20 protein-coding genes and 4 tRNA genes are annotated in these 21,449 nt (G+C 42.3%); 15 read left to right on the top strand and 9 right to left on the bottom strand.

Annotation, left to right across the window (positions count from 1 at the left end; genetic code table 11):
- The first annotated feature begins 59 nt into the window (after positions 1 to 59).
- Positions 60 to 1,334: a bifunctional phosphopantothenoylcysteine decarboxylase/phosphopantothenate--cysteine ligase CoaBC gene (gene coaBC, locus FTV28_RS11565; protein ID WP_179990529.1), complete on the top strand. Its 1,275-nt coding sequence runs from the start codon at positions 60 to 62 to the stop codon at positions 1,332 to 1,334.
- A 77-nt stretch (positions 1,335 to 1,411) separates the two neighbouring features.
- Here the strand turns inward: coaBC and secB are convergent, their stop codons facing one another.
- The 4 genes from secB to rsgA all read right to left on the bottom strand — a co-directional run bounded on the left by secB (position 1,412) and on the right by rsgA (position 3,753).
- A complete protein-coding gene (gene secB / locus FTV28_RS11570; protein ID WP_004976246.1) occupies positions 1,412 to 1,870 on the bottom strand; it encodes a protein-export chaperone SecB in 459 nt (152 codons plus the stop codon).
- Between the two features lie 34 nt (positions 1,871 to 1,904).
- On the bottom strand, positions 1,905 to 2,162 hold the full coding sequence (grxC, locus tag FTV28_RS11575; protein WP_162164696.1) for a glutaredoxin 3: 258 nt from the start codon (positions 2,160 to 2,162) through the stop codon (positions 1,905 to 1,907).
- Positions 2,163 to 2,192: 30 nt separating this feature from the next.
- Positions 2,193 to 2,600 (bottom strand): rhodanese-like domain-containing protein, encoded by a 408-nt coding sequence (locus FTV28_RS11580; protein WP_004976250.1) that lies wholly within the window; start codon positions 2,598 to 2,600, stop codon positions 2,193 to 2,195.
- A gap of 94 nt (positions 2,601 to 2,694) precedes the next feature.
- Entirely contained in the window at positions 2,695 to 3,753 is a 1,059-nt protein-coding gene (rsgA, locus tag FTV28_RS11585; RefSeq protein ID WP_154321039.1) for a small ribosomal subunit biogenesis GTPase RsgA, read from the bottom strand.
- 124 nt (positions 3,754 to 3,877) lie between these two features.
- Between rsgA and orn the strand changes: the two genes are divergently transcribed.
- A complete protein-coding gene (gene orn / locus FTV28_RS11590) occupies positions 3,878 to 4,435 on the top strand; it encodes an oligoribonuclease (RefSeq protein WP_004976254.1) in 558 nt (185 codons plus the stop codon).
- A 210-nt stretch (positions 4,436 to 4,645) separates the two neighbouring features.
- Here the strand turns inward: orn and FTV28_RS11595 are convergent, their stop codons facing one another.
- On the bottom strand, positions 4,646 to 5,521 hold the full coding sequence (locus tag FTV28_RS11595) for a metal-dependent hydrolase (RefSeq protein ID WP_004976256.1): 876 nt from the start codon (positions 5,519 to 5,521) through the stop codon (positions 4,646 to 4,648).
- A gap of 132 nt (positions 5,522 to 5,653) precedes the next feature.
- Between FTV28_RS11595 and FTV28_RS11600 the strand changes: the two genes are divergently transcribed.
- The 5 genes from FTV28_RS11600 (at position 5,654) to FTV28_RS11620 (ending at position 11,138) form a co-directional block, all read left to right on the top strand.
- The gene (locus FTV28_RS11600; protein ID WP_104853059.1) at positions 5,654 to 6,718 is read left to right on the top strand and encodes an AraC family transcriptional regulator; all 1,065 of its coding nucleotides are present in this window, start codon (positions 5,654 to 5,656) and stop codon (positions 6,716 to 6,718) included.
- 406 nt (positions 6,719 to 7,124) lie between these two features.
- Positions 7,125 to 7,928, top strand: coding sequence for a tryptophan synthase subunit alpha (trpA, locus tag FTV28_RS11605; RefSeq protein WP_004976260.1), 804 nt, complete (start codon positions 7,125 to 7,127; stop codon positions 7,926 to 7,928).
- Positions 7,925 to 8,821 (top strand): acetyl-CoA carboxylase, carboxyltransferase subunit beta, encoded by an 897-nt coding sequence (gene accD, locus FTV28_RS11610; RefSeq protein WP_154321038.1) that lies wholly within the window; start codon positions 7,925 to 7,927, stop codon positions 8,819 to 8,821. Before trpA ends, accD begins: the two co-directional genes overlap by 4 nt.
- A complete protein-coding gene (gene folC, locus FTV28_RS11615; RefSeq protein WP_179990531.1) occupies positions 8,818 to 10,101 on the top strand; it encodes a bifunctional tetrahydrofolate synthase/dihydrofolate synthase in 1,284 nt (427 codons plus the stop codon). Before accD ends, folC begins: the two co-directional genes overlap by 4 nt.
- A complete protein-coding gene (locus FTV28_RS11620) occupies positions 10,098 to 11,138 on the top strand; it encodes an SPOR domain-containing protein (protein WP_179990533.1) in 1,041 nt (346 codons plus the stop codon). Before folC ends, FTV28_RS11620 begins: the two co-directional genes overlap by 4 nt.
- Before the next feature lie 143 nt (positions 11,139 to 11,281).
- Here the strand turns inward: FTV28_RS11620 and FTV28_RS11625 are convergent, their stop codons facing one another.
- Positions 11,282 to 11,923, bottom strand: coding sequence for a peroxiredoxin (locus tag FTV28_RS11625; RefSeq protein ID WP_179990535.1), 642 nt, complete (start codon positions 11,921 to 11,923; stop codon positions 11,282 to 11,284).
- A 338-nt stretch (positions 11,924 to 12,261) separates the two neighbouring features.
- On the opposite strand from FTV28_RS11625, the gene secA reads away from it, so the two are divergent.
- From secA to FTV28_RS11665, 8 genes are all read left to right on the top strand, one after another.
- Positions 12,262 to 14,976 (top strand): preprotein translocase subunit SecA, encoded by a 2,715-nt coding sequence (gene secA / locus FTV28_RS11630; protein ID WP_179990537.1) that lies wholly within the window; start codon positions 12,262 to 12,264, stop codon positions 14,974 to 14,976.
- 162 nt (positions 14,977 to 15,138) lie between these two features.
- A complete protein-coding gene (locus FTV28_RS11635) occupies positions 15,139 to 15,495 on the top strand; it encodes a hypothetical protein (protein WP_026438462.1) in 357 nt (118 codons plus the stop codon).
- 195 nt (positions 15,496 to 15,690) lie between these two features.
- Positions 15,691 to 16,911 carry a bifunctional glutamate N-acetyltransferase/amino-acid acetyltransferase ArgJ gene (gene argJ, locus FTV28_RS11640; protein ID WP_131261960.1) on the top strand — a complete coding sequence of 407 codons (1,221 nt, stop codon included), beginning with the start codon at positions 15,691 to 15,693 and terminating at the stop codon, positions 16,909 to 16,911.
- A gap of 150 nt (positions 16,912 to 17,061) precedes the next feature.
- A complete protein-coding gene (gene nadA, locus FTV28_RS11645; RefSeq protein WP_179990540.1) occupies positions 17,062 to 18,129 on the top strand; it encodes a quinolinate synthase NadA in 1,068 nt (355 codons plus the stop codon).
- A gap of 153 nt (positions 18,130 to 18,282) precedes the next feature.
- Positions 18,283 to 18,359: transfer RNA gene (locus FTV28_RS11650), tRNA-Pro, on the top strand.
- Between the two features lie 46 nt (positions 18,360 to 18,405).
- Positions 18,406 to 18,482: transfer RNA gene (locus FTV28_RS11655), tRNA-Arg, on the top strand.
- Positions 18,483 to 18,520: 38 nt separating this feature from the next.
- A tRNA-His gene (locus tag FTV28_RS11660) sits at positions 18,521 to 18,596 on the top strand.
- A 4-nt stretch (positions 18,597 to 18,600) separates the two neighbouring features.
- Positions 18,601 to 18,677 (top strand) — tRNA-Pro (locus FTV28_RS11665).
- 191 nt (positions 18,678 to 18,868) lie between these two features.
- Here FTV28_RS11665 and FTV28_RS11670 read toward each other — a convergent pair.
- From FTV28_RS11670 to FTV28_RS11680, 3 genes are read right to left on the bottom strand one after another with little or no spacing between them, the layout of a single operon-like run.
- Complete coding sequence (locus FTV28_RS11670) at positions 18,869 to 19,345, bottom strand: OmpA family protein (protein WP_179990542.1); 477 nt, start codon at positions 19,343 to 19,345, stop codon at positions 18,869 to 18,871.
- On the bottom strand, positions 19,338 to 20,573 hold the full coding sequence (locus tag FTV28_RS11675; protein ID WP_104853067.1) for a diguanylate cyclase: 1,236 nt from the start codon (positions 20,571 to 20,573) through the stop codon (positions 19,338 to 19,340). Before FTV28_RS11675 ends, FTV28_RS11670 begins: the two co-directional genes overlap by 8 nt.
- Complete coding sequence (locus FTV28_RS11680) at positions 20,570 to 21,073, bottom strand: YfiR family protein (RefSeq protein ID WP_096902398.1); 504 nt, start codon at positions 21,071 to 21,073, stop codon at positions 20,570 to 20,572. Before FTV28_RS11680 ends, FTV28_RS11675 begins: the two co-directional genes overlap by 4 nt.
- Positions 21,074 to 21,449: the final 376 nt, after the last annotated feature.

Raw genomic sequence — 21,449 nt, forward strand, 5'->3', positions numbered from 1 at the left:
GGGAATGACATTATTTAATGCTATTGTGAGCCCCACTGCAACAAAAAGGTGGCTTATTTGTGAGCTTCGATTTAAGCGTACTCCCTCATAAAAACATTATTTTAGCTGTGACAGGCGGCATTGCGGCCTATAAAAGTGCGATTTTAGTGCGTCGTTTAAAGGATGCAGGGTTTAGTGTTCGCGTGGTCATGACCAGAGGGGCACAAGCTTTTATTACACCGCTGACCTTTCAAGCATTGTCGGGCAATCCTGTACATACCGAATTATTAGATACCGAAGCCGAAGCAGGCATGGGGCATATTGAATTGGCACGGTGGGCCGATTTAATTTTGGTTGCGCCCGCCAGTTGCGACACCTTAGCCAAATTTGCTGCAGGTCTGGCCGATGATTTGCTCAGTACTTTATATTTAGCCACCACTGCACCAGTTTGGGTTGCACCTGCCATGAATCAGCAAATGTGGGCAGCCAAAGCCACACAGCGTAACTTAACCACTTTGGTGGAAGATGGCGTGCATGTAATTATGCCCGATGCGGGCGAACAAGCCTGTGGAGATGTTGGTTTAGGGCGTATGCCAGAACCTGAAGCTTTGGCGCATCAGGTGACGCAGTATTTTCATCAGGCACAGCGTGCTTTGGTGGAAAAATTTGGCATGTTGGCAGGCAAAAATGTCACCATTACAGCAGGCCCAACCCGCGAAGCTTTAGACCCTGTGCGTTATATTTCTAACCATAGTACAGGCAAAATGGGTTTTTCTTTGGCTGCAGCCTGTTATGCAGCAGGGGCAAAAGTCACGCTTATTGCAGGCCCAGTTAGTTTAGATACGCCAAATGGGGTACAGCGAATTAATGTGTCTTCTGCAATTCAAATGCTAGATACCAGTTTGCAGATGCTTGAACAAGGCTGTGATATTTTCATCGCTACAGCCGCGGTGGCAGATTACCGTGTGGCAGAAATTGCGGAACATAAAATTAAAAAATCAGGCGATGAGCTGAATGTGGCGTTGGTCAAAAACCCTGATATTGTTGCGACCATTGCGCAACAGGAAAAACGTCCGTTTATGGTTGGCTTTGCTGCAGAAACCCGCAATGTAGAAGAGTATGCAGCAGGCAAGTTGGTGGCGAAAAAACTGGATATGATTGCCTGCAATGACGTTTCCCGTGCCGATATTGGTTTTGCTTCCGATGAAAATGCCATGACGGTATTTTTTGCCGAAAGCTACCGTATGGAAAAACGCGATTTGGAAAAAGCCTCGAAACAGGAAATTGCGCAGCAATTGGTCGAAGCGATTCATGATGCCTTGTATCGAGATCCATCTCAGGATGATGATTTTTAATTTTGATCGTCCATCAGCAAACGGATGACATAAAAAACCGCTGAAATTTCAGCGGTTTTTTTATATCCAATCGCGAATTAAGCTTGACCTTCAGCTGCAGCGGCTTGAGCACGTTGCATATTGGCTTCAAACTCGGCATCGAAGTTGATTGGCGTTAACAATAATTGTGGGAAGCTGCCTTTGGTAACCATATCATTCACTGCTTCACGCAAGAATGGGAACAAAATGTTCGGGCAGTATGCGCCAAGAATGTACGGTAAACGCTCTTCTTCAACGCCATCAATCAGGAAAATACCAGCTTGGGTAACATCAACAATAAATGCAGTATCGCCCGCGTTGTTGGCTTGAACCACAACTTTTAATGCTACTTCAAAGTGGGTTGGATCAATTTTTTCTGCAGAAGATGACAGGTTGATGTTCAATTCAGGCTGCCATTCTTTGGTAAATACTTGTGCCCCAGGAACTTCAAAAGAAATGTCTTTGGTATAAATACGCTCTAATGCCAATTGTGGTTGAGCTTGTTGTTCTTCACTCATGTTAAATCCTTAAGAGTTGGTTATCGTGTTATGTTTATGCCAATAATTGATCGAGCTTGCCTTCGCGATCTAACGCATATAATTGGTCAAAGCCGCCAATAAACTGGTCATTGATGAAAATTTGTGGAACGGTACGATGATTGGTGCGTTGCATTAATTCAACACGTACTTCAGGCGCTTCATTCGACAAATTAATTTCTTTATAGGCAACGCCTTTACGCTCAAGGAGTTGTTTTGCACGAATGCAGTATGGACATACAGTCGTTGAATAAATAGTGACTTCAGCCATGATTGTTCTCCTTGCGAAAAATATTGGGTAAAACTATTTGCTTTTTACTAAAGGTAAACCTTGTGCTTTCCAGTTGCTAATACCGCCATCTAAACGATAGGCATCGGTATGTGCGACCTGTTGTAAAGCACTGCCTGCAACCTGACCCAAGTTACAGATAAAGACCAATGGACGATCTGAGGTTTTTAACTCTTCAACATGCTTGGTAATTTGGCTATAGGGAATATTGCGGCTACCACTGATATGACCTTCACGAAAATCTTTGGCATCACGTAAATCAATCAACATGGCATTTTTAGCTTTGACTAAAATACCCAAAGATTGTGGGGAAATTTTGCGACCATTGCGTTGACCTTCTAACACAAAGAACAACACTACCAATACAGCCAGCGTCCCAAATAAGAAGGGATGATTCCCCATAAATTCGAACCAACGTTCCACAAGTCACCTAATTACAATGTCAAAATTGTTCAAGAGTATAGCGTATAAATATGGCGATCAAAAACACCGCTTCAAGAGCAGCGCCATAATAAAATTAATTTTTTTGTTGCGCTTCGGCAATTTCATCACACAGTCTTAAATAACTGTCTAAACGACGCGATAATATTTCACCTTCTGCAGCAGCCAGTCGCAGCGCACATTGCTTTTCATGTTTATGGGTACAGTTGCGGAATTGGCAATGCCCCAGCAGGTTTTCAATTTCAGGAAAACCATTTTGAATTTTATCTTGGCTTAAGTGCCATAAACCAAATTCACGAATCCCCGGTGAGTCAATTAAGGCTGCACCATCTCCAAAGCCAATTAAGCGGGTAGAGGTTGTGGTGTGTTGTCCAAGTGCTGAGTTTTCTGAAATGATATTGGTCTTTTGCGCCGCTTCAGGCACGATGGCATTAATCAGCGAGCTTTTCCCCACACCCGATTGTCCAACAAAAGCCACCGTTTCACCTGCCAAACGTGCCGCCAAATGCTCTAAATTCGCATCGGACTGGGTTTGCATGACTTCATACCCCAAGTCTTGATATTCCTTAAGCAAGTCTAAAATCGGGTCGTTTTCTTTGAGCAAATCAGATTTGTTTAAGACCAATAAGGCGGGAATATCGGCATCGGCACAAGCAACCAAATAGCGGTCAATCAAGCCCGGTGCAGGTTCAGGCAAAGGCGCAAAAACAATCACAATCAAACTGATATTGGCGGCAACAGGTTTAACTTTGTGATAACGATCAGGTCGGGTCAATAAAGATTGGCGTGGATGAATCGCGGTAATAATCCCTAAACCTGTATTCGGATCGGCTTGCCATTTGACCCGATCTCCCGTCACCAATAATTCTAAATTGGTACGAGTGTGACAGCGCCAAATACTTCCCATTTCAATAGGTTTCCAAAATGGTTCTGGCTCACCTGCGTGCACCACCGGTTTTTCAGGATGAATTTCAGGAACAGATAAAGCCTGAACTTCTAATTGACGACCATAGTGTTGTACCACCAAGCCTTCTAAATCATGTGAAGTGTCAATGTCTGCCTGACGTGACTTGTGTTGTTTTTCAATTCGACGTTGCTGTTGTTCAGTCAATCGACGCTTACGAATTAAAGCCATTCATATCCTAAAAAAACCATGAACTCAGGATGGCAAAAATAGCATGAAGCGGGGGCACAGTTACAGCCAAGAAGCAAGAAATTTGCTATTATGCTGTTTTTAAGCCGAATAAGATTGCACATTTATGAGCAGCACGCCTGATACTCGCCTCATTTGGATTGATTTGGAAATGACAGGTTTAGATACCGATAACGACCAAATTATTGAAGTGGCTACCATTGTGACCGATGATCATTTAAATATTTTGGCAGAAGGTCCTGTGCTGGCTGTGCATCAACCTGATCGTATTTTAAATGCCATGGATGAGTGGAATACACGTCAGCATGGACAATCGGGCTTAATTGAGCGTGTGCGTCGCAGCAAACTCACTGCGCAGGATGCAGAGCAGCAAACCATTGAGTTTCTAAAAAAATGGGTCAATCCTAAAACATCGCCAATGTGTGGCAACTCAATTTGCCAAGACCGCCGTTTTTTACACCGTTTAATGCCTGAATTGGAACAGTACTTCCATTATCGTAATTTGGATGTTTCATCAGTGAAAGAGTTGGCAAAGCGCTGGCGTCCAGAAATTATGAGCGGTTTGAAAAAGAATGCGTCGCATTTGGCGATGGATGATATTCGTGATTCGATTGCTGAGCTGAAATATTATCGCCAATACTTTTTTATTATGAATCAGGACTAAAACCTTTTTCTGCGTAGGAGATGGAGCTGTAACAGTAACAGCGATCTCTTACGCTTAAACTGTGTTGGTCACTCATAAATAAGAAATAATAAGATATGACTCAGCATTGCCTTATGCCTTACTTTATATAAAGATATTAGAGGCAAGTTTGTATAAAGCTAAGCAATGCTTAGGTGTTCATTGGTTAAAAGCCAAGCAAAACCAAAAGCTTTATTTTCCTGCCTGCCAAAATGCTTCACCTGCCTGAATTGGGTCGCCTGTTTGCGCCAAAGTCTCAAGCCAGACATCATATTGCGCGATGATTGGATGTTGGCTAGGGTGAAAGTCAGGTTTAAACCAATCACGATATTGTGATTGCATTTTGCGTAATTTCCCTTGTTTGCCAAACAGCCATTGCAAGCCACGTACATTCATTTTAAGGCGCTGGGTACGATTAAACCCATCGCATCTCAGCATGACATTGGCGCGGTACAGGGTAAATCCGAACATTAAACCTGTGGTCAGCACCAACGCCATTTTTCGGGTCACTTCAGGCACATTGCCCACCTGTTGCATCACATCAAACGCCACATCACGATGTTCCATTTCTTCAATCGCATGCCATGCAAATAAGGCGCGGACATAAGGATGTGCATCTTGTAGCGTGTCTTTTTCGCCATAAAAAGTTTCTGCCATAAGTGCAGTTAAATGTTCCGCAGCCGCTGTCATGGCGATGTTGTATTGGGGCGAGCGATATTTCAGTTCAAACTTAAACACTTTGTTTAGACGCTGAATAAACTGATCTACAGGCATGCCTTGATCTTTCATAACCTGATTCATTTTGTCGTGTGCAATGCCGTGCTGAGCTTCTTGCCGAATAAAATCGGCAACACGTTGTTTTAAGTCTGGGTCTTGAATTTGATCACGGAACAAACGTACCGATTGAATGAAATAACGCTCGCCATCAGGAAAAGTCAGGCTTAAAGCATCAAACATGCGGGTCAAAAACGGGTCACCTGCAAACCAGTAACGCGGCACATCGGCTAATTTAAAATCGAGATTGCTGCGTACTATGGGCGCAACATGATATTGGACAAGTGCATTCATTTTATTTTATTTCACTCTGGTCAATCCTGTTTGCATTATGTCGGGCTTTGGCAGATTTGTTTTGACAGTATTTGCCAGTTTTTATACATTAAACGACAAAAGAAAATGATGCATGTCAAAATGAGCAAGCACATGAGCGAAATTCAAATTCCAAATGGCTATTATCAACTTTGGTTACGCTATTTATCTGCACAGGGCAGAGTTCCTGAGCAGCTTGGATTTTCGCCTGCACAATTGCAGCATTTACAGCATGTGTTAGCATTGCCTATGGATACCCAATCGTCTTATCAATTTTTTAATGAGATCATCCAACACAGTATTCAGTTTTTAGATTGTCCAACGCTTGTTTTTGAATTGGCGCGTTATATTCAGCCTGAACATTTTGGTGTGCTCGGCTATATGGCATCGCGTAGTAATAGTGTTGCAGAAGCCCTTCAATATATGATGCGTTTTAGTCGTTTGGTGGTAGATGGTACGGCAGCCGTACCGATGCGACTGGAACAACAACCAGATGCTTTATATTTATCATGGCCGTTGGTGGATGAAAAATACAGCTTGGTTCATGAAATGACTTTTGCCTGTATGACTCAATTGGCCATGCAAATTTTTGATTTTCAACACTCTCCGATACGGGAGATTCATTTTGCCCATGCACCGCGTATGGCGATGCTGCATTATGAAAAGTTTTATGGTTGTAAGGTTTTATTTAAGCAAGCGGAATATCAAATTGTTTTAAATTTAGAAAGCCTCAGTTTAAAACCACAGCAAGCCGATCCCTCTTTAATTCATTTACTCACCAAACAAGCTGAAGATGCGATTGCGTTAAAACCACAATTAGAAACCGTGCAGCAGCAAGTCCAAGAGCAGGTGGCGCATTATTTACGTTATGAACAGCAAGTGCCGAGCATTGAATGGGTGGCGCAGCGTTTATTTCGTTCAGGGCGTACGTTACAGCGTCAGCTTAAACAGGAAGGTACGGGTTTTAAACAGATTCTGGAAATAGAACGGATGCAGCGCTGTGAAAACTTACTGCGACAAAATGTGAGCCTAAGCGATATTGCACAGTTGTTGGGTTATTCAGACCAATCGGCTTTGGCGCGTGCCTATAAAGCCTGTACAGGACAGACCTTGCTAAAACGTAAACAGCAGTTGCAGCAAGCTGAGGATGCACTTTCTCTACAGCAAAATACGCCATAAATAGTATGGATTGGCTCATTATCAACAGGTGATTTCGCGCTAAGAGATTGAAAATAAGCTGTGTGTAGCCATGACCGAATCAGCTTTTGCAAGGTTGATAAAGCCTAAGATAAAACCTGAAGTTGTTTATTTTTATCAATATTTTTAAATTTAAAAGCACGATTGAGCAAGTTTCAAAAACCGATAAGCAGGCAAAATTAGGCATCTTTGATCATTGAGAAAAAAGCGCAAATATCAGTAAATGTAGCCTCGCGGTTGTTCTGAATAAATCGTTTTGCAAACAGAAATGCAGCAACTCATGCCTGTGCGCTATTCATTGAGTAAAAAATAGCGTTACAATGGGTCAATTTGTATTTCTACAATAGCAAATGTCTCAGTTTTAATCATTCAAGGAAAATACAACCCTATGTCACGTTTAGCCACACGATTTGCACAGCTTGAATCTCAACAGCGTAAGGCCTTGGTTTCTTATGTTATGGCAGGTGACCCTCATCCAGAAGTCACAGTTCCGTTGTTACATCAAATGGTCGAGGCAGGGGTAGATGTCGTTGAATTAGGTTTGCCGTTTTCAGACCCAATGGCTGATGGTCCAGTAATTGCCCTCGCTGCAGAGCGAGCGTTGGCAGGTGGAACCAATACGCTAGATGCTTTAAACATGGTCAAAGAGTTCCGTCAAAAAGATCAGGAAACTCCTGTGGTATTGATGGGATATTTAAACCCTGTAGAAGTCATTGGTTATGAAAAGTTTGTTGAATATGCACATGACTGTGGTGTCGATGGTGTACTTCTGGTCGATTTACCACCTGAAGAAGCCCAAGAATTTGATGAAGTCCTGAATAAATATGGGATGAATCAAATTTTCTTGTTAGCGCCAACTTCTACACCAGAGCGTATTCAATTTGTTGCAAACCAAGCCAGTGGCTTTATTTATTATGTTTCTTTGAAAGGCGTGACGGGTGCAGCAACACTTGATGTTGCAGAAGCAGCAACCCGCATCCAACAGATTAAAGCTGTAACCAACGTGCCTGTGGGTGTGGGTTTTGGCATCAGTGATGCTGCATCTGCCAAAGCAATGGGCGCGGCTGCCGACGCAGTCATTGTCGGAAGTGCTTTTGTAAAACAATTTGCGAGCTTAGCACCAGAACAAGCCGTCATTGCAACGGTTAATAAAGTGAAGGAGCTTCGAGCTGCGCTCGATGAGTTAGTATGAATCAAGAAGTGAAAACAGGGAAAATTCTAAGCCCATCGACGCCGTGGACTGCACGTGGTGTACCTGGTATTGAAACACCAGATGAGCAACAAGCGTTAAAAGCGATCTTTACTGAACCAACGATTGAATGTCCAGAATGTCATGCCTTGGTGACACGTACGGCAATGTCGTTCAACGCTTATGTATGCCCACAATGTGATGAACATTTACGTATGAAAGCGCGTGAGCGTTTAACTTGGTTCTTTGACCAAGTGCAAAACGAATTAGGTCAAGAATTCTCTGCCAAAGACCCACTCAAATTTGTAGACAGCAAAGCTTATCCTGAGCGTATGACTGAAGCGCAAAAGAAAACGGGTGAAACCGAAGCTTTAGTGGTGATGCAGGGCTTATTAAAAGATATGCCAGTCATTGCTTGTGCATTTGAGTTTGATTTTATGGGCGGCTCAATGGGTACCGTAGTGGGTGACCGTTTTGTGCAAGCTGCTGAACGTGCGATTCAGCAAAAACAACCGTTAATTTGCTTCGCAGCATCGGGCGGTGCGCGTATGCAAGAAGGCATGTTGTCATTAATGCAAATGGCGCGTACTTCTGCAGCAATTCAACGTATGAAAGAAGCAGGCTTACCTTACATCGTAGTATTAACACATCCTGTATATGGTGGTGTAACTGCATCATTGGCGATGCTGGGTGATGTGCACATTGCAGAACCTAAAGCGATGATTGGTTTTGCGGGTAAACGTGTCATTGAGCAAACTGTACGTGAAAAACTGGAAGAACCGTTCCAACGTGCAGAATACTTACTTGATCATGGTGTGGTCGATCAAATTGTCCATCGTCATGCATTACGTGATACAGTTTATCGTATTCTTGCGAAACTGATGAACTTGCCTTGAACACAGCACCTCTTGCAACCGATGATTTAAACACATGGCTCAATTATTGGAGCCATGTTCACGTTACGGGTATTGATTTAGGTTTGGAACGGGTCATTCCCGTTGCAGAAAAATTGGGTGTAACCCATCCTAAAGCTAAAGTCATTACGGTTGCGGGAACCAATGGCAAAGGCTCAACCACAACCACTTTAGCGGCTATTTTAAATGCGCAGGGCTATCGGGTTGGGTTGTACCAATCGCCGCATATTTACCGTTTTAATGAACGGGTCAAATTAGCAGGTGTCGAGGTCGATGACCAAAGTTTGATTGATGCTTTTGTGCAAGTCGATCAAGCACGACGTGATTGCGATCTGAGTTTATCTTTCTTTGAAGCCACGACTTTGGCAGCCTTTGTGATTTTTAAAGCACGTGACTGCGATGTGTGGGTGCTTGAAGTCGGTTTAGGCGGACGCTTAGATGTGGTCAATGTCGTTAATCCAGATGTGGCGGTTATTACCAATATCGGTTTAGACCATGTCGATTGGTTAGGCGATAGCATCGAAAAAATTGCCTATGAAAAAGCAGGCATTATTCGTCCTAACATTCCTGTCATTTTTGCAGGTCAGCAAGATTTGCCTCAAGCTATTCAAGATAAGGCAGCAGCTTGTAATGCACCATTGTTTACCCTGAATCGTGATTATTTTTATCGGGACATGCAAGATGGTGAGTCGTGGATGTTTGCTGCATCGGGTTGTACCTTAAAACTTCCAACAGGCAGTTTAGCCCTCGATAATATTTCAACGGCTGTGGCAGCAGTCTTGCACAGTGGTTTAGAAATCACCCAAGACGCAATTGCACAAGGTATTCAAACGGCCAAATTGGCGGGACGTTTTGAAATTCGTCAAATTCAGGGCAAAACCGTGATTTTTGATGCAGGACATAACCCGCATGGCGTTGAATTTTTGTTAAAGCAATTGCGCAATTTCTTAAATTACAATAAACAGTACACTGAAGTGGTCAGTGTTTTTTCAATGCTTGCAGATAAAGATATAAATTCTGTGGTTGAGTTATTGAAAGATAGTGTCGTAATGTGGAAAATTGCCACATTAAATGTGCCTCGTGCGGCAGAGATCACGGTTTTGGATCAGGCTTTGCAAGGCGAAACAATACAACACTTCGACAGTATACAATTGGCTTTTAAATCAGCACTGGATGAAACAAAAAATAATCAGCTGATTTTGGTATGTGGATCATTTCATACCTTAGAAGCGGTATGGGAGTATTTGGAAGAATGTCAATGAATAACAAACAGCGCTGGATGGGTGGCGTTGTTTTATTAGGTGGTGGTGTTTTATTGGCAGCATTGCTTTTAAAAGGGCAAGAAGAAATACATCAAAATAATGTGAAAACCCCAAGCCAAGCTGAACAAGTTCAGAATAAAAATGCCAATCAAGCAGAAATGGTGCAATTGCAGCCTTTAACTGTCGATGTGCAAACCGAGCAGCGTCTGCTTGAAGAACAACGCCGTGCACGTGAAAAAGCAGTGGCAGAGCAAGAAGCGCGCGCAGCCGAATTTTTGGCAATGCAGCAACAGGCTGAAGCTGAAGCAGCACGTAAAGCAGCAGAAGAATACGCAGCTTTAAATGCCCTGCGTTCAGGTCAGCAGCAAAGCTCAGACAATATTCCACCTGAACTGGTGGAAGATGAACAGGCTAAGCAAAAACGTTTGGCTGATGAAAAAGCCGCTCAGCAAAAGAAGTTAGAGCAGCAAAAGGCAGCAGATGCCAAGAAGGCTGCAGAGCAAAAAGCAGCACAAGAGCGTAGTGCCGCAGAGAAAAAAGCTGCAGATGAAAAACGGCTAGCTGAAGAAAAACGAATTGCGGAAGAGAAGCGCAAGGCTGAAGAAAAACGCCAAGCCGATGCAAAACGTAAAGCTGAAGAAGAGCGTAAAGCGGCAGAAGCGAAAAAAGAAGCAGAACGTAAGGCTGCTGAAGAAAAACGTAAAGCAGATGAAAAGCGTAAAGCCGAAGAAGCCGCTAAGAAAAAGGCTGAAGCAGAAAAAGCGCGTAAGTTACTGGAAGAAGGCGACAAGCAGTGGATGGTACAAGTGGCTTTGGCAGCCAACCAAGCCAATGCTGATGCTTTGGCGGCTAAATTAAAAGCCAAAGGTTATAAAGTCACCCAAAGTCCAACCTCTAAAGGTGTGCGGATTATGGTAGGGCCATCTAAAGACCGTGATGCTGCAGATGCAACCCGCAAGAAAATTACCGCAGACCCAAGTTTGAATATGAAATCTGCATGGGTGATTGACTGGGTACCGTTAGATAAACGTGACTAGATCATTCGATCAAAATGTTTATTAAAAAGGATTTAATCTTTTGGGTTAAATCCTTTTTTAATGCTGATTGAATTTAGGCGTGTTTCAAATGCTTTGATTGTAAAAAGCCTATCCGAAGATAGGCTTGCTCATGTAACACTTAATTAAGTGCGGTTCGGTTGTTTGGTCAAACGTAAATAAGGCTTGATGGCTTTATATCCACTTGGGAAGCGTTCTTTAAGTTCCGCTTCATCCTGAATGGCAGGCACAATGACCACATCTTCACCATCTTGCCAGTTGGCAGGCGTTGCAACCTTGTAATTGTCAGTCAGTTGTAGTGAATCAATGACACGTAAAATTTCGTGGAAATTACGTCCTGTAGAAGCAGGATAAGTAATGATCAAGCGTACTTTTTTATTTGGATCAATAATGATTAATGAGCGGACAGTCAGTGTTTCGCTGGCATTCGGGTGAATAAAATCGTACAGGGTAGACACTTTACGATCTTGGTCAGCAAGAATTGGGAAATTAACCGTTGTATCTTGAGTTTCGTTAATATCTTGAATCCAGCCTTTATGAGATTCAGCATCATCTACAGAAAGTGCAATCGCTTTGACATTGCGCTTGCTGAATTCATCTTTCAGTTTTGCGGTATAGCCTAGCTCGGTGGTGCAGACAGGTGTGTAATCGGCAGGATGCGAAAATAGAATGCCCCAGCTGTCACCTAAAAATTCATAAAAATCAATTGGGCCTTCATTTGAATCTTGCGTGAAGTTGGGTGCAGTGTCACCTAAGCGAATAGTCATTGTGTACCTCTGTCTTGTTTTGTTGTGTGATGTGTGCGTACTACTATGCGCCATTCCTTTTGCAGAATTAAATAGTGTTTTTGTATGTGCTTATGAGTAAATTGAATATGCTGTGTCGTTTTTATTGCATTTTCAAAATAGATTGATGTGTGATTGCTATATATCGTCCGCTCGAAATTTGTTACATTAACTGCCACTTAGCAGCGAGAAATGGCAAGTAGAGATTGGAATTTTTAATAGGTTTTTGTGCAAAACCCTTGTACTTCAAATTTCTAGCACCATAATAACCACTAAGAAAAACCTATTTATTTGACAAGCAAGATTTAGAGAGTTTATTCATGTTGGCAAGTCTGATCGGAGGAATCTTCGGTACTAAAAATGAGCGCGAACTCAAACGCATGCGTAAAATCGTAGACAAGATTAATGCGCTCGAGCCGACGATATCTGCCTTAAGCGATGCAGACTTATCTGCAAAAACCGAAGAATTCAAACAACGTTATAACAAAGGCGAAAGTTTAGATAAATTATTACCAGAAGCATTTGCAGTATGTCGTGAAGCGGCTAAACGTGTCATGAGCATGCGTCACTATGACGTGCAGTTGATTGGTGGTATTACCTTGCACGAAGGTAAAATTGCAGAAATGCGTACAGGTGAAGGTAAAACCCTAATGGGAACTTTGGCCTGCTATTTAAATGCTTTAAGCGGTCAGGGCGTGCACGTCATTACTGTGAATGACTACTTGGCGCAGCGTGATGCTGAACTCAACCGTCCTTTATTTGAGTTTTTAGGTTTAAGCATTGGCATTATCTACTCCATGCAAGACCCGACTGAAAAAGCACAGGCTTATCGTGCAGACATTACTTACGGTACCAATAACGAATTTGGTTTCGACTACTTGCGTGACAACATGGTGTTCTCACTGAGTGAGAAAAAACAGCGTGGCCTGACGTATGCCATTATTGATGAAGTGGACTCGATCTTAATTGATGAAGCACGTACCCCATTAATCATTTCTGGTCAAAGTGATGACTCATCGCAGTTATATGCAGCAATCAACACCATTCCGCCAAAATTGCATGCACAAAAAGAAGAAAAAGTAGCCGATGGTGGACATTTCTGGATTGATGAAAAACAACGTACTGTAGAAATGACCGAAATTGGTTATGAAACGGTAGAAAATGAATTAATTCAAATGGGTTTATTGGCAGAAGGCGAAAGTCTGTATTCTGCATCTAACCTGAATTTGGTGCATCACGTATCTGCAGCTATTCGTGCGCACTTCTTGTATCAACGCAACGTGCATTACATCATCCATGATGGTGAAGTGATTATTGTCGATGAAAACACAGGTCGTACCATGCCTGGCCGTCGCTGGTCAGAAGGTTTGCACCAAGCGGTAGAAGCCAAAGAAGGTCTAGAAATTCAGCCCGAAAACCAGACTTTAGCGACCACAACCTTCCAGAACTATTTCCGTTTATACAAAAAGCTTTCGGGAATGACGGGTACTGCAGACACTGAAGCTGCAGAAATGAAAGAAATTTATGGTCTTGATGTGGTCATCATTCCAACCCACCGACCAATGATTCGTAACGACCAAAACGATTTAATTTATTTAAACCGTACAGGCAAATACAACGCGATTATTCAAGAAATTCAACGTGTGCATGAAGCAGGTGTCGCACCAATTCTGATTGGTACAGCGACCATTGAAGCTTCAGAAATTTTATCGGATAAACTGCGTGAAGCGGGTATTCAGCACGAAGTATTGAACGCGAAGCAACACGAACGCGAAGCTGACATTATTGCGCAAGCAGGCTCACCACGTGCGGTGACTATTGCCACGAACATGGCAGGCCGTGGTACAGATATTTTGCTAGGTGGTAACTGGAAAGCCCTGCTAGCCAAAATTGAAAACCCAACCCCTGAAGATGAAGCGCGTTTAAAGGCAGAGTGGGAACAAAATCACGACATGGTGTTAAGTTCAGGTGGCTTACACATTATTGGTTCAGAACGTCACGAATCGCGCCGTATTGACAACCAGTTGCGTGGTCGTGCAGGTCGTCAGGGTGACCCAGGCGTGTCACGTTTCTATTTGTCACTTGAAGATGACTTAATGCGTATTTTCGCAGGTGATCGTGTTGTAGCAATGATGCGTGCTATGGGCTTGCAGGAAGATGAAGCGATTGAACACAAAATGGTGTCACGCTCTATCGAAAATGCACAGCGTAAAGTTGAGGCACGTAACTTCGACATCCGTAAAAACTTGTTGAAATACGATGACGTAAACAACGAACAACGTAAGATCATTTATTCACAGCGTGATGATATTCTGGCAGAAAGCACGCTGCAAGACTATATTGAAGAAATGCACCGTGAAGTGGTCACAGGTATGATCGCCAATTATATTCCACCAGAATCGATTCATGATCAATGGGATATTGAAGGTTTAGAGCGTGCCTTGCGTGATGATTTGGGCATCGAATTACCAATTAACCAATGGCTCGAAGATGATCGTCGCCTAGATGAAGAAGCTTTAGTAGAACGTATTGCCGATGAAATTGTCACACGTTATCGTGCACGTCGTGAGCAAATGGGTGATGAATCTGCAGCGATGTTAGAACGCCACTTTATGCTCAGTTCACTTGATCGTCATTGGAAAGATCATTTGGCGGCTATGGACTATTTGCGTCAAGGGATTCATTTACGTGGTTATGCACAAAAGAACCCTGAGCAAGAGTACAAAAAAGAAGCCTTTAACTTATTTGTGAATATGTTGGGTGTGATTAAAGCCGATGTCGTGACCGATCTTTCGCGTGTGCATGTCCCAACACCTGAAGAATTGGCAGCGATGGAAGCTCAACAGCAAGCGCAAGCAGAAGCGATGCAGCTTAATCTTTCACATGCTGATGTAGACGGTTTAACGGGCGAAACCTTTGAATCAGAACCACAGTATAGTGCTGCTGAGCAAACTGTTGTTGCGCCTGCGAGCCGTAACTCGCCATGCCCATGTGGTTCAGGACTGAAATATAAACAGTGTCACGGTAAAATCTAAACCTGACTTGTTACAACTTAAGCAGAACTTTGGTTCTGCTTTTTGTATTTTGGGGCGCAAAATCTTTGTGGTAATAGTTTTGCAAGATGTGTATAGCATTTGCAGATTTTGGAATTAAATGCTATTTAGTTGCACATGCAATATCCACGTGTGGAACAAAAAATGAAAAAAGTATTACAACCTTTAATGATTGTTGCCTTGAGCTTGCCTACTTTCGCATTTGCAAATGCGGCAACAACGACAACTCCTGCAAAAGTTCAAGCTGCTGTGGGTGCGACCACTGCACAGGTACAAGTGGATAATGGTCACGTGACTGTGGCAAGCCCACGCACAGGTATTCGTTATACCTTTGCCAATCCAGATCAGCGTCCAATCGTGTTGCATACTGCAGCGATTGCACCTGCGAATGCTGCCAATGTAAATCGTATTGTGGCTGCAAATCCTGCTTTATCTGCAGCAAGTCAAGAACGTGCAAAACAGGCTTTATTGGGTGAAACCGTGGTTGCGACTACGCCATAATCCAAATAGGCTCAATCAGTATAATTTTAGTTGCTGATGCATTACATTGAAGATTAAAACCAGTCCATACGGGCTGGTTTTTTATATATGACCTTGTGTATTAACAAAAGTTGAGTCAAGCAGGGAGGATGCTCGATTTTTTCTTCAATTTCCACTAAGCTGTGACATTCTCAAATTTGTACTGGAAATTTCAAAATGGCAGTTGGTGACGTCTCTATGCCACACATGCATGTGGTCAAAGGTGTAAAAATTGGTTCAGCAGAGGCTTATGTGCGTTATCAGAACCGACGTGACCTGGTTATTTTTGAATTTGCAGCAGGCTCAAATGTAGTGGGCGTATTTACTCAAAACGCATTTTGCGCTGCGCCTGTGCATGTGTCCAAAGCACATTTAGCTCAAGGCAATCCGCGTTATTTGGTCATTAATACAGGTAATGCCAATGCGGGTACAGGCAAATTGGGTATGCAAAATGCAGAAATCACCTGTGCCAAATTGGCTGAATTGGCAGGTGTATCTACCCAAGAAGTTTTGCCATTTTCTACAGGTGTGATTGGTGAGCAATTGCCGATTGAGCGCTTGGTTGCTGGTTTAGCGCCTGCGCTGGCATCGTTACGTGAGGATGCTTGGCATGATGCTGCGACAGGTATTATGACCACAGATACCACACCCAAAGGTGCATCTGAGCAGTTTGAGTTAGATGGCATTACTTATAGTATGACAGGTATTTCTAAAGGCGCAGGTATGATTCGCCCAAATATGGCGACCATGCTTAGCTATGTTGCAACCGATGCACCAATTCAACGTGACATCTTGCAGCAATTGCTCAAACGCAGCGTAGAACAATCATTTAACCGTATTACTGTAGATGGCGATACCTCGACCAATGATTCATGTATCTTGGTGGCGACAGGTCAGGCGGGTGGCACTGAAATTTGCAGTGAAAATGACCCGCGTTATGCTGTGGTATTAGATGTTTTGAATCGTGTGATGTTGCGTTTGGCACAACTGATTATCCGTGATGGTGAAGGTGCAACAAAATTCATCACGGTACGTGTTGAAGATGGTGACAATACCCAAGAATGTTGTGATATTGCGTACAGCATTGCACATTCACCATTGGTAAAAACGGCCATTTTTGCCTCAGATCCAAACTGGGGGCGTATTCTTGCTGCAATTGGTTATGCAGGCGTGCCAAATTTAGACGTTGAAAAAATTCAGGTTTGGTTGGATGATGTGCAAATTTGCAAAGATGGCGGTGCTGCTGCCGACTATACCGAAGCAGCGGGCGCGCGAGTCATGGCACAAACCGAAATGACCATTCGTGTAAATTTAGGACGTGGTCAAGCGACAGATACAGTCTATACTTGTGACTTGTCTTACGATTATGTCAAGATCAACGCGGATTACCGTTCGTAAAAATTCAAATTGAGTGATAAAGCCTCCGTTGTGAGGCTTTTTTAGCATTCAATCGGCAAAGGGCTGGTGAATGAGTAAATTGCCCCCATATCATCAGTGACTTGAGTAAGCTTGTGTTCGGGCAAGCATGAAGATAGAGAAGACGTTGTTATGAATGATGCGACCAATTTAATTGCCAATGAAGCCAAATCAATTGTGCAGGCGCATTTAGATCGCTTGGGTGAAACCAAAGAACATCATTTGAGTGAGCAAGCCAAGCAGGAAAAATTTGCGCAAATTAAAGCAGAACTCGAAAAGCACAATGCTGTCTTGGTTGCCCATTATTACTGCGATCCTGAAGTACAGGAACTGGCTGAATTAACAGGTGGCTGTGTTTCGGATTCACTGGAAATGGCACGTTTTGGTCGTGATCATGCGGCAACCACGTTGGTCGTAGCTGGTGTAAAATTTATGGGCGAAACTGCCAAAATTTTATCGCCAGAAAAAACCATTCTTATGCCAACTTTAGAAGCGACTTGTTCGCTAGACTTAGGTTGTCCTGTCGATGAGTTTAGCCGCTTCTGTGATGCGCATCCTGATCATACAGTCGTGGTTTATGCCAACACGTCCGCTGCGGTAAAAGCGCGTGCAGATTGGGTCGTTACCTCAAGCTGTGCGGTTGAAATTATTGAACATCTCGATAGCTTAGGTGAAAAAATCATTTGGGCGCCAGATCAGCACTTAGGACGCTATATTCAAAAGAAAACTGGCGCAGATATGCTGCTTTGGGATGGTTCGTGTATTGTGCATGAAGAATTCCGTTCACGCGGTATAGCCAATATGAAAGCCATGTATCCGGATGCAGCAGTTTTGGTGCATCCAGAATCACCAGAATCAGTTATTGATGTAGCTGATGCAGTGGGCAGTACCTCGCAACTTATTCAAGCGGCAAAAACTTTGCCACACGAGCGTTTAATTGTGGCAACAGACCGCGGTATTTTCTACAAGATGCAGCAAGCTGTACCAAATAAAATTCTAATTGAAGCACCAACTGCAGGTGAGGGTGCAACCTGTCGTTCATGCGCACACTGCCCGTGGATGGCGATGAATGAATTGGATGGAATTTTGCATGTATTGCAAACAGGTGATCAAGAAGTATTCGTTGAACCTGCCATGGCAGAACGTGCTAAATTACCACTAGATCGTATGTTGAATTTCAGTGCGAGCTTAAAACGCTAAAATTGATTGAAAAATATCAAAAATGCTTGATAAATATACGGTTGAAGCTTTTTTTTAATTTTTTTTAAATATAGGTGTTGACGTCTTCGGGCGTCGCGCCTAGAATGCACACCGTACCGCACGATGTGCGATACACAAAAAGCTGAGATGAATCGGAGCATAGCACAGCCTGGTAGTGCACCTGGTTTGGGACCAGGGGGTCGTAGGTTCGAATCCTACTGCTCCGACCAATTCTTCAAGGCAACGTATCGCATGATATTATGTATCATCGGTCATGCGCCTGTAGCTCAGTTGGATAGAGCATCCGCCTTCTAAGCGGATGGTCACAGGTTCGAATCCTGTCAGGCGCGCCATTTTTTGGTAGCTTGGTATAAAAGAACCAAACATGATGGTGGATGTAGCTCAGTTGGTAGAGCCCTGGATTGTGATTCCAGTTGTCGCGGGTTCGAATCCCGTCATTCACCCCAATTTCGGAGCATAGCACAGCCTGGTAGTGCACCTGGTTTGGGACCAGGGGGTCGTAGGTTCGAATCCTACTGCTCCGACCATTTTTTAAATAGAACAGATGCTAAGTAGAAATGGTCAAGTCAATAAAGATACCGCGTTAAGTGGTTTTTTTATGCCTGAAATTTGTGAAAGCCTTGTTAGGTTTAAAATTGGCTTCATATTAGTTATTGGTCGGCATAAAAAAGCCTCAAGAATGAGGCTCAATATAAGAAAAGTTTTAGTGTCTTTTTTATTAAGGCACAATCGTCACATTGACGCGTCGGTTGGTGGCACGATTTGCTGGTGTGTCATTGCTTACCATTGGTTGTGTTGCACCACGTCCAATCACCTGAATATTTTTTCTTTCAAAACCCTGATCTAAAAAGATCTGAGCCACATTTTGGGCGCGTTTTTCCGATAGGGTTTGATTGTAGCTGGCTAAACCTACGTTGTCTGTGTGACCAATAAACTTGAGTTTATCCAAGTCATATTTATGCAGCTGTTGTGCCAATTGGTTGAGGCGTTCTTTTTGGCTATTTTGAATGGCGTATTCATCAAAACCAAATAACAAGCGTTCAGGCAGGGCTAAGGTCCAGCCATCATCACTCAAAACAAACCCTTCATTTTTAAGCATACGTGCTTGTTTATAGCTGACATTGCCTAAGCTCATACATGCGCTGAGCGAAACCATAACTAAAATGAGGGAAGTGATCAGAACCTTTTTAAGCATAAGGAACCTGTTTATTGTTTGATTGAGGTGAAATATACCATTTTGATTGATCACGTTTGGCTTTGAGCATTGCGCGATCGACATCGGCAATTAAATTTTCAGGAGTTTTTGCATATTCAATCAATGCTACGCCAATACTGACATTTAAGGAAACTTGTTGCTGTTCATACTTAAATGTAGAGGTATAGCAAGCATGAATCTTTTGACAATAATCCTCTAATTCTGCGGTGGAGTGTGAGCCAGTTAAGATTACTGCAAACTCATCGCCACCTAAACGCGCAACAAACGCATGTGAGGGCAAAATCTGAATTAGACAATGTGATGAATCACGTAAAATATTATCGCCCGTCAAATGCCCAAATTGGTTATTGATTTGGTTAAAGTTATTAATGTCTAAAAAAAATACTGCAGCCGTAGCAGAAGGCTGGGTAAATAGCTTAAACAGTGTTTCATAAAAATAATTACGATTTGGCAACTGCGTTAAATTGTCGTATTGCGACTGAAATTGCAATTTATGATTTTCAACCAATAAATTCTTATGGGATTGTTCAATCTCATTGAGTAAGCCATTAAAGGCATAACTTAGTTCATGAAGTTCTTGAATATCTGAACTTGAAACGCGCAGCTTATAATTTTTTTGTGCACTGATCTCCTGTGCCGAGCTGACAATAGAACTTAAAGATTGCATGAGATATTGATAAATTGAATTAATTGACCAAAACACAGCAATTAAAAGCAAAATAAAACCGAAAATTAATCCTAAAACGATTTTATAAAAAAAACTGACCAAGTCACTAGAGTTTCCATACACCACCAACTCACCATAGTTTTGCTGATCATGGTCAATACTCAGCCGAACAGGATGATTAAAAAACAGATAGTCCAATAAAGCCTGAATTGAAAAATGCTCTAGACCTTGCTGTTCAATAAAGGCAATACGTGTCTGTTTAGGTGAGCGTACTTCAATTGAACGAATAGAATAACGCTGCGTATGTTCAGACAGAATTTCGTTCAGTGTTATTTGGTCATTGAATACAACAGCTGGTTGAATACGTTCATTTAATGCTGCAGATAAACTTTGCAAACTATTTTTTGCGAAGGTGTTCATGGTGTAGGTTGAAATGACCAGAAAAATCATTGAACAAATTGTAAAAGTCAGAGCAAAGATAGTGAGTTGTGCGCGTGTGAATAATTGATGCAAGGTAATTGGAGTGTATAACTGCTTCATGAGTTTGACTCCGATGTTTTTGCAAGCAGTAATACACGCGGATCAATATGCACTTGAGATTGAGTCAAGCTTTCCATGTTGACTTTAAAAGCATAGTTATCATTTTTTTTATAAAGACAAAAAGCGCTGCCAGTTTCACATTCCAGATTGTTTAAACTAATAGATAGGGCTGGAAATCGAACTTGAGTATTTAAGGTATGTTGTTCTTGTGCAGCAGAAAGCGTAGAAAAAATTAATATTTGACAATTACTTTTAGATATTTCATGGCTTTGAATGGGTTGAATGTCATATTTATTATGTAATGGGGCATGTTTTTTGAATTGTTGTGCAATATTATCTTGATTTACGACACAAAGTTTGGGCGTGCTAGCTTGCCATTTTGCATACGCTAAAATGGAGAATGTAGTGTTATAAAGATTTGATGCAGGTGCAGCATACAAAATAGGTGTTTGCATTGCTACAAATGACAGCAAGGTTATTATTTTTAAATTTTGAGTCATTTCAATACAACACGAATGAACATAAAAGTAGTGTAGCTAATATTGGAAAATAAGCATACTGCTAATTTTGAGCAAGAATAATACAGATCTAAATGATTTTGCCGAATAAATAACCGTTCGGACTAAAAAACTCATAAAACTTAAAAAGAGGGGTTGCAAGGCGAAATATTTCACCTATAATGCACATCCATCGGCGGTGATGAAGATTAAAACTTCTGATAAAACAATGACTTGGTTAAGAATGATTGAGTTGGGTTTTAGAAAGAAAGTTTAAAATAATTTAAATTACCAGTTGACACTTTAGAAATAAAGCGTAATATAGCCGACCTAGCTTGATGCTGACGAAGCATCGAGAAGATCATTAAGAGATTATGAA

Origin of the sequence: Acinetobacter sp. YH12252, assembly GCF_013417365.1 — a bacterium.
Classification (GTDB): domain Bacteria; phylum Pseudomonadota; class Gammaproteobacteria; order Pseudomonadales; family Moraxellaceae; genus Acinetobacter; species Acinetobacter towneri.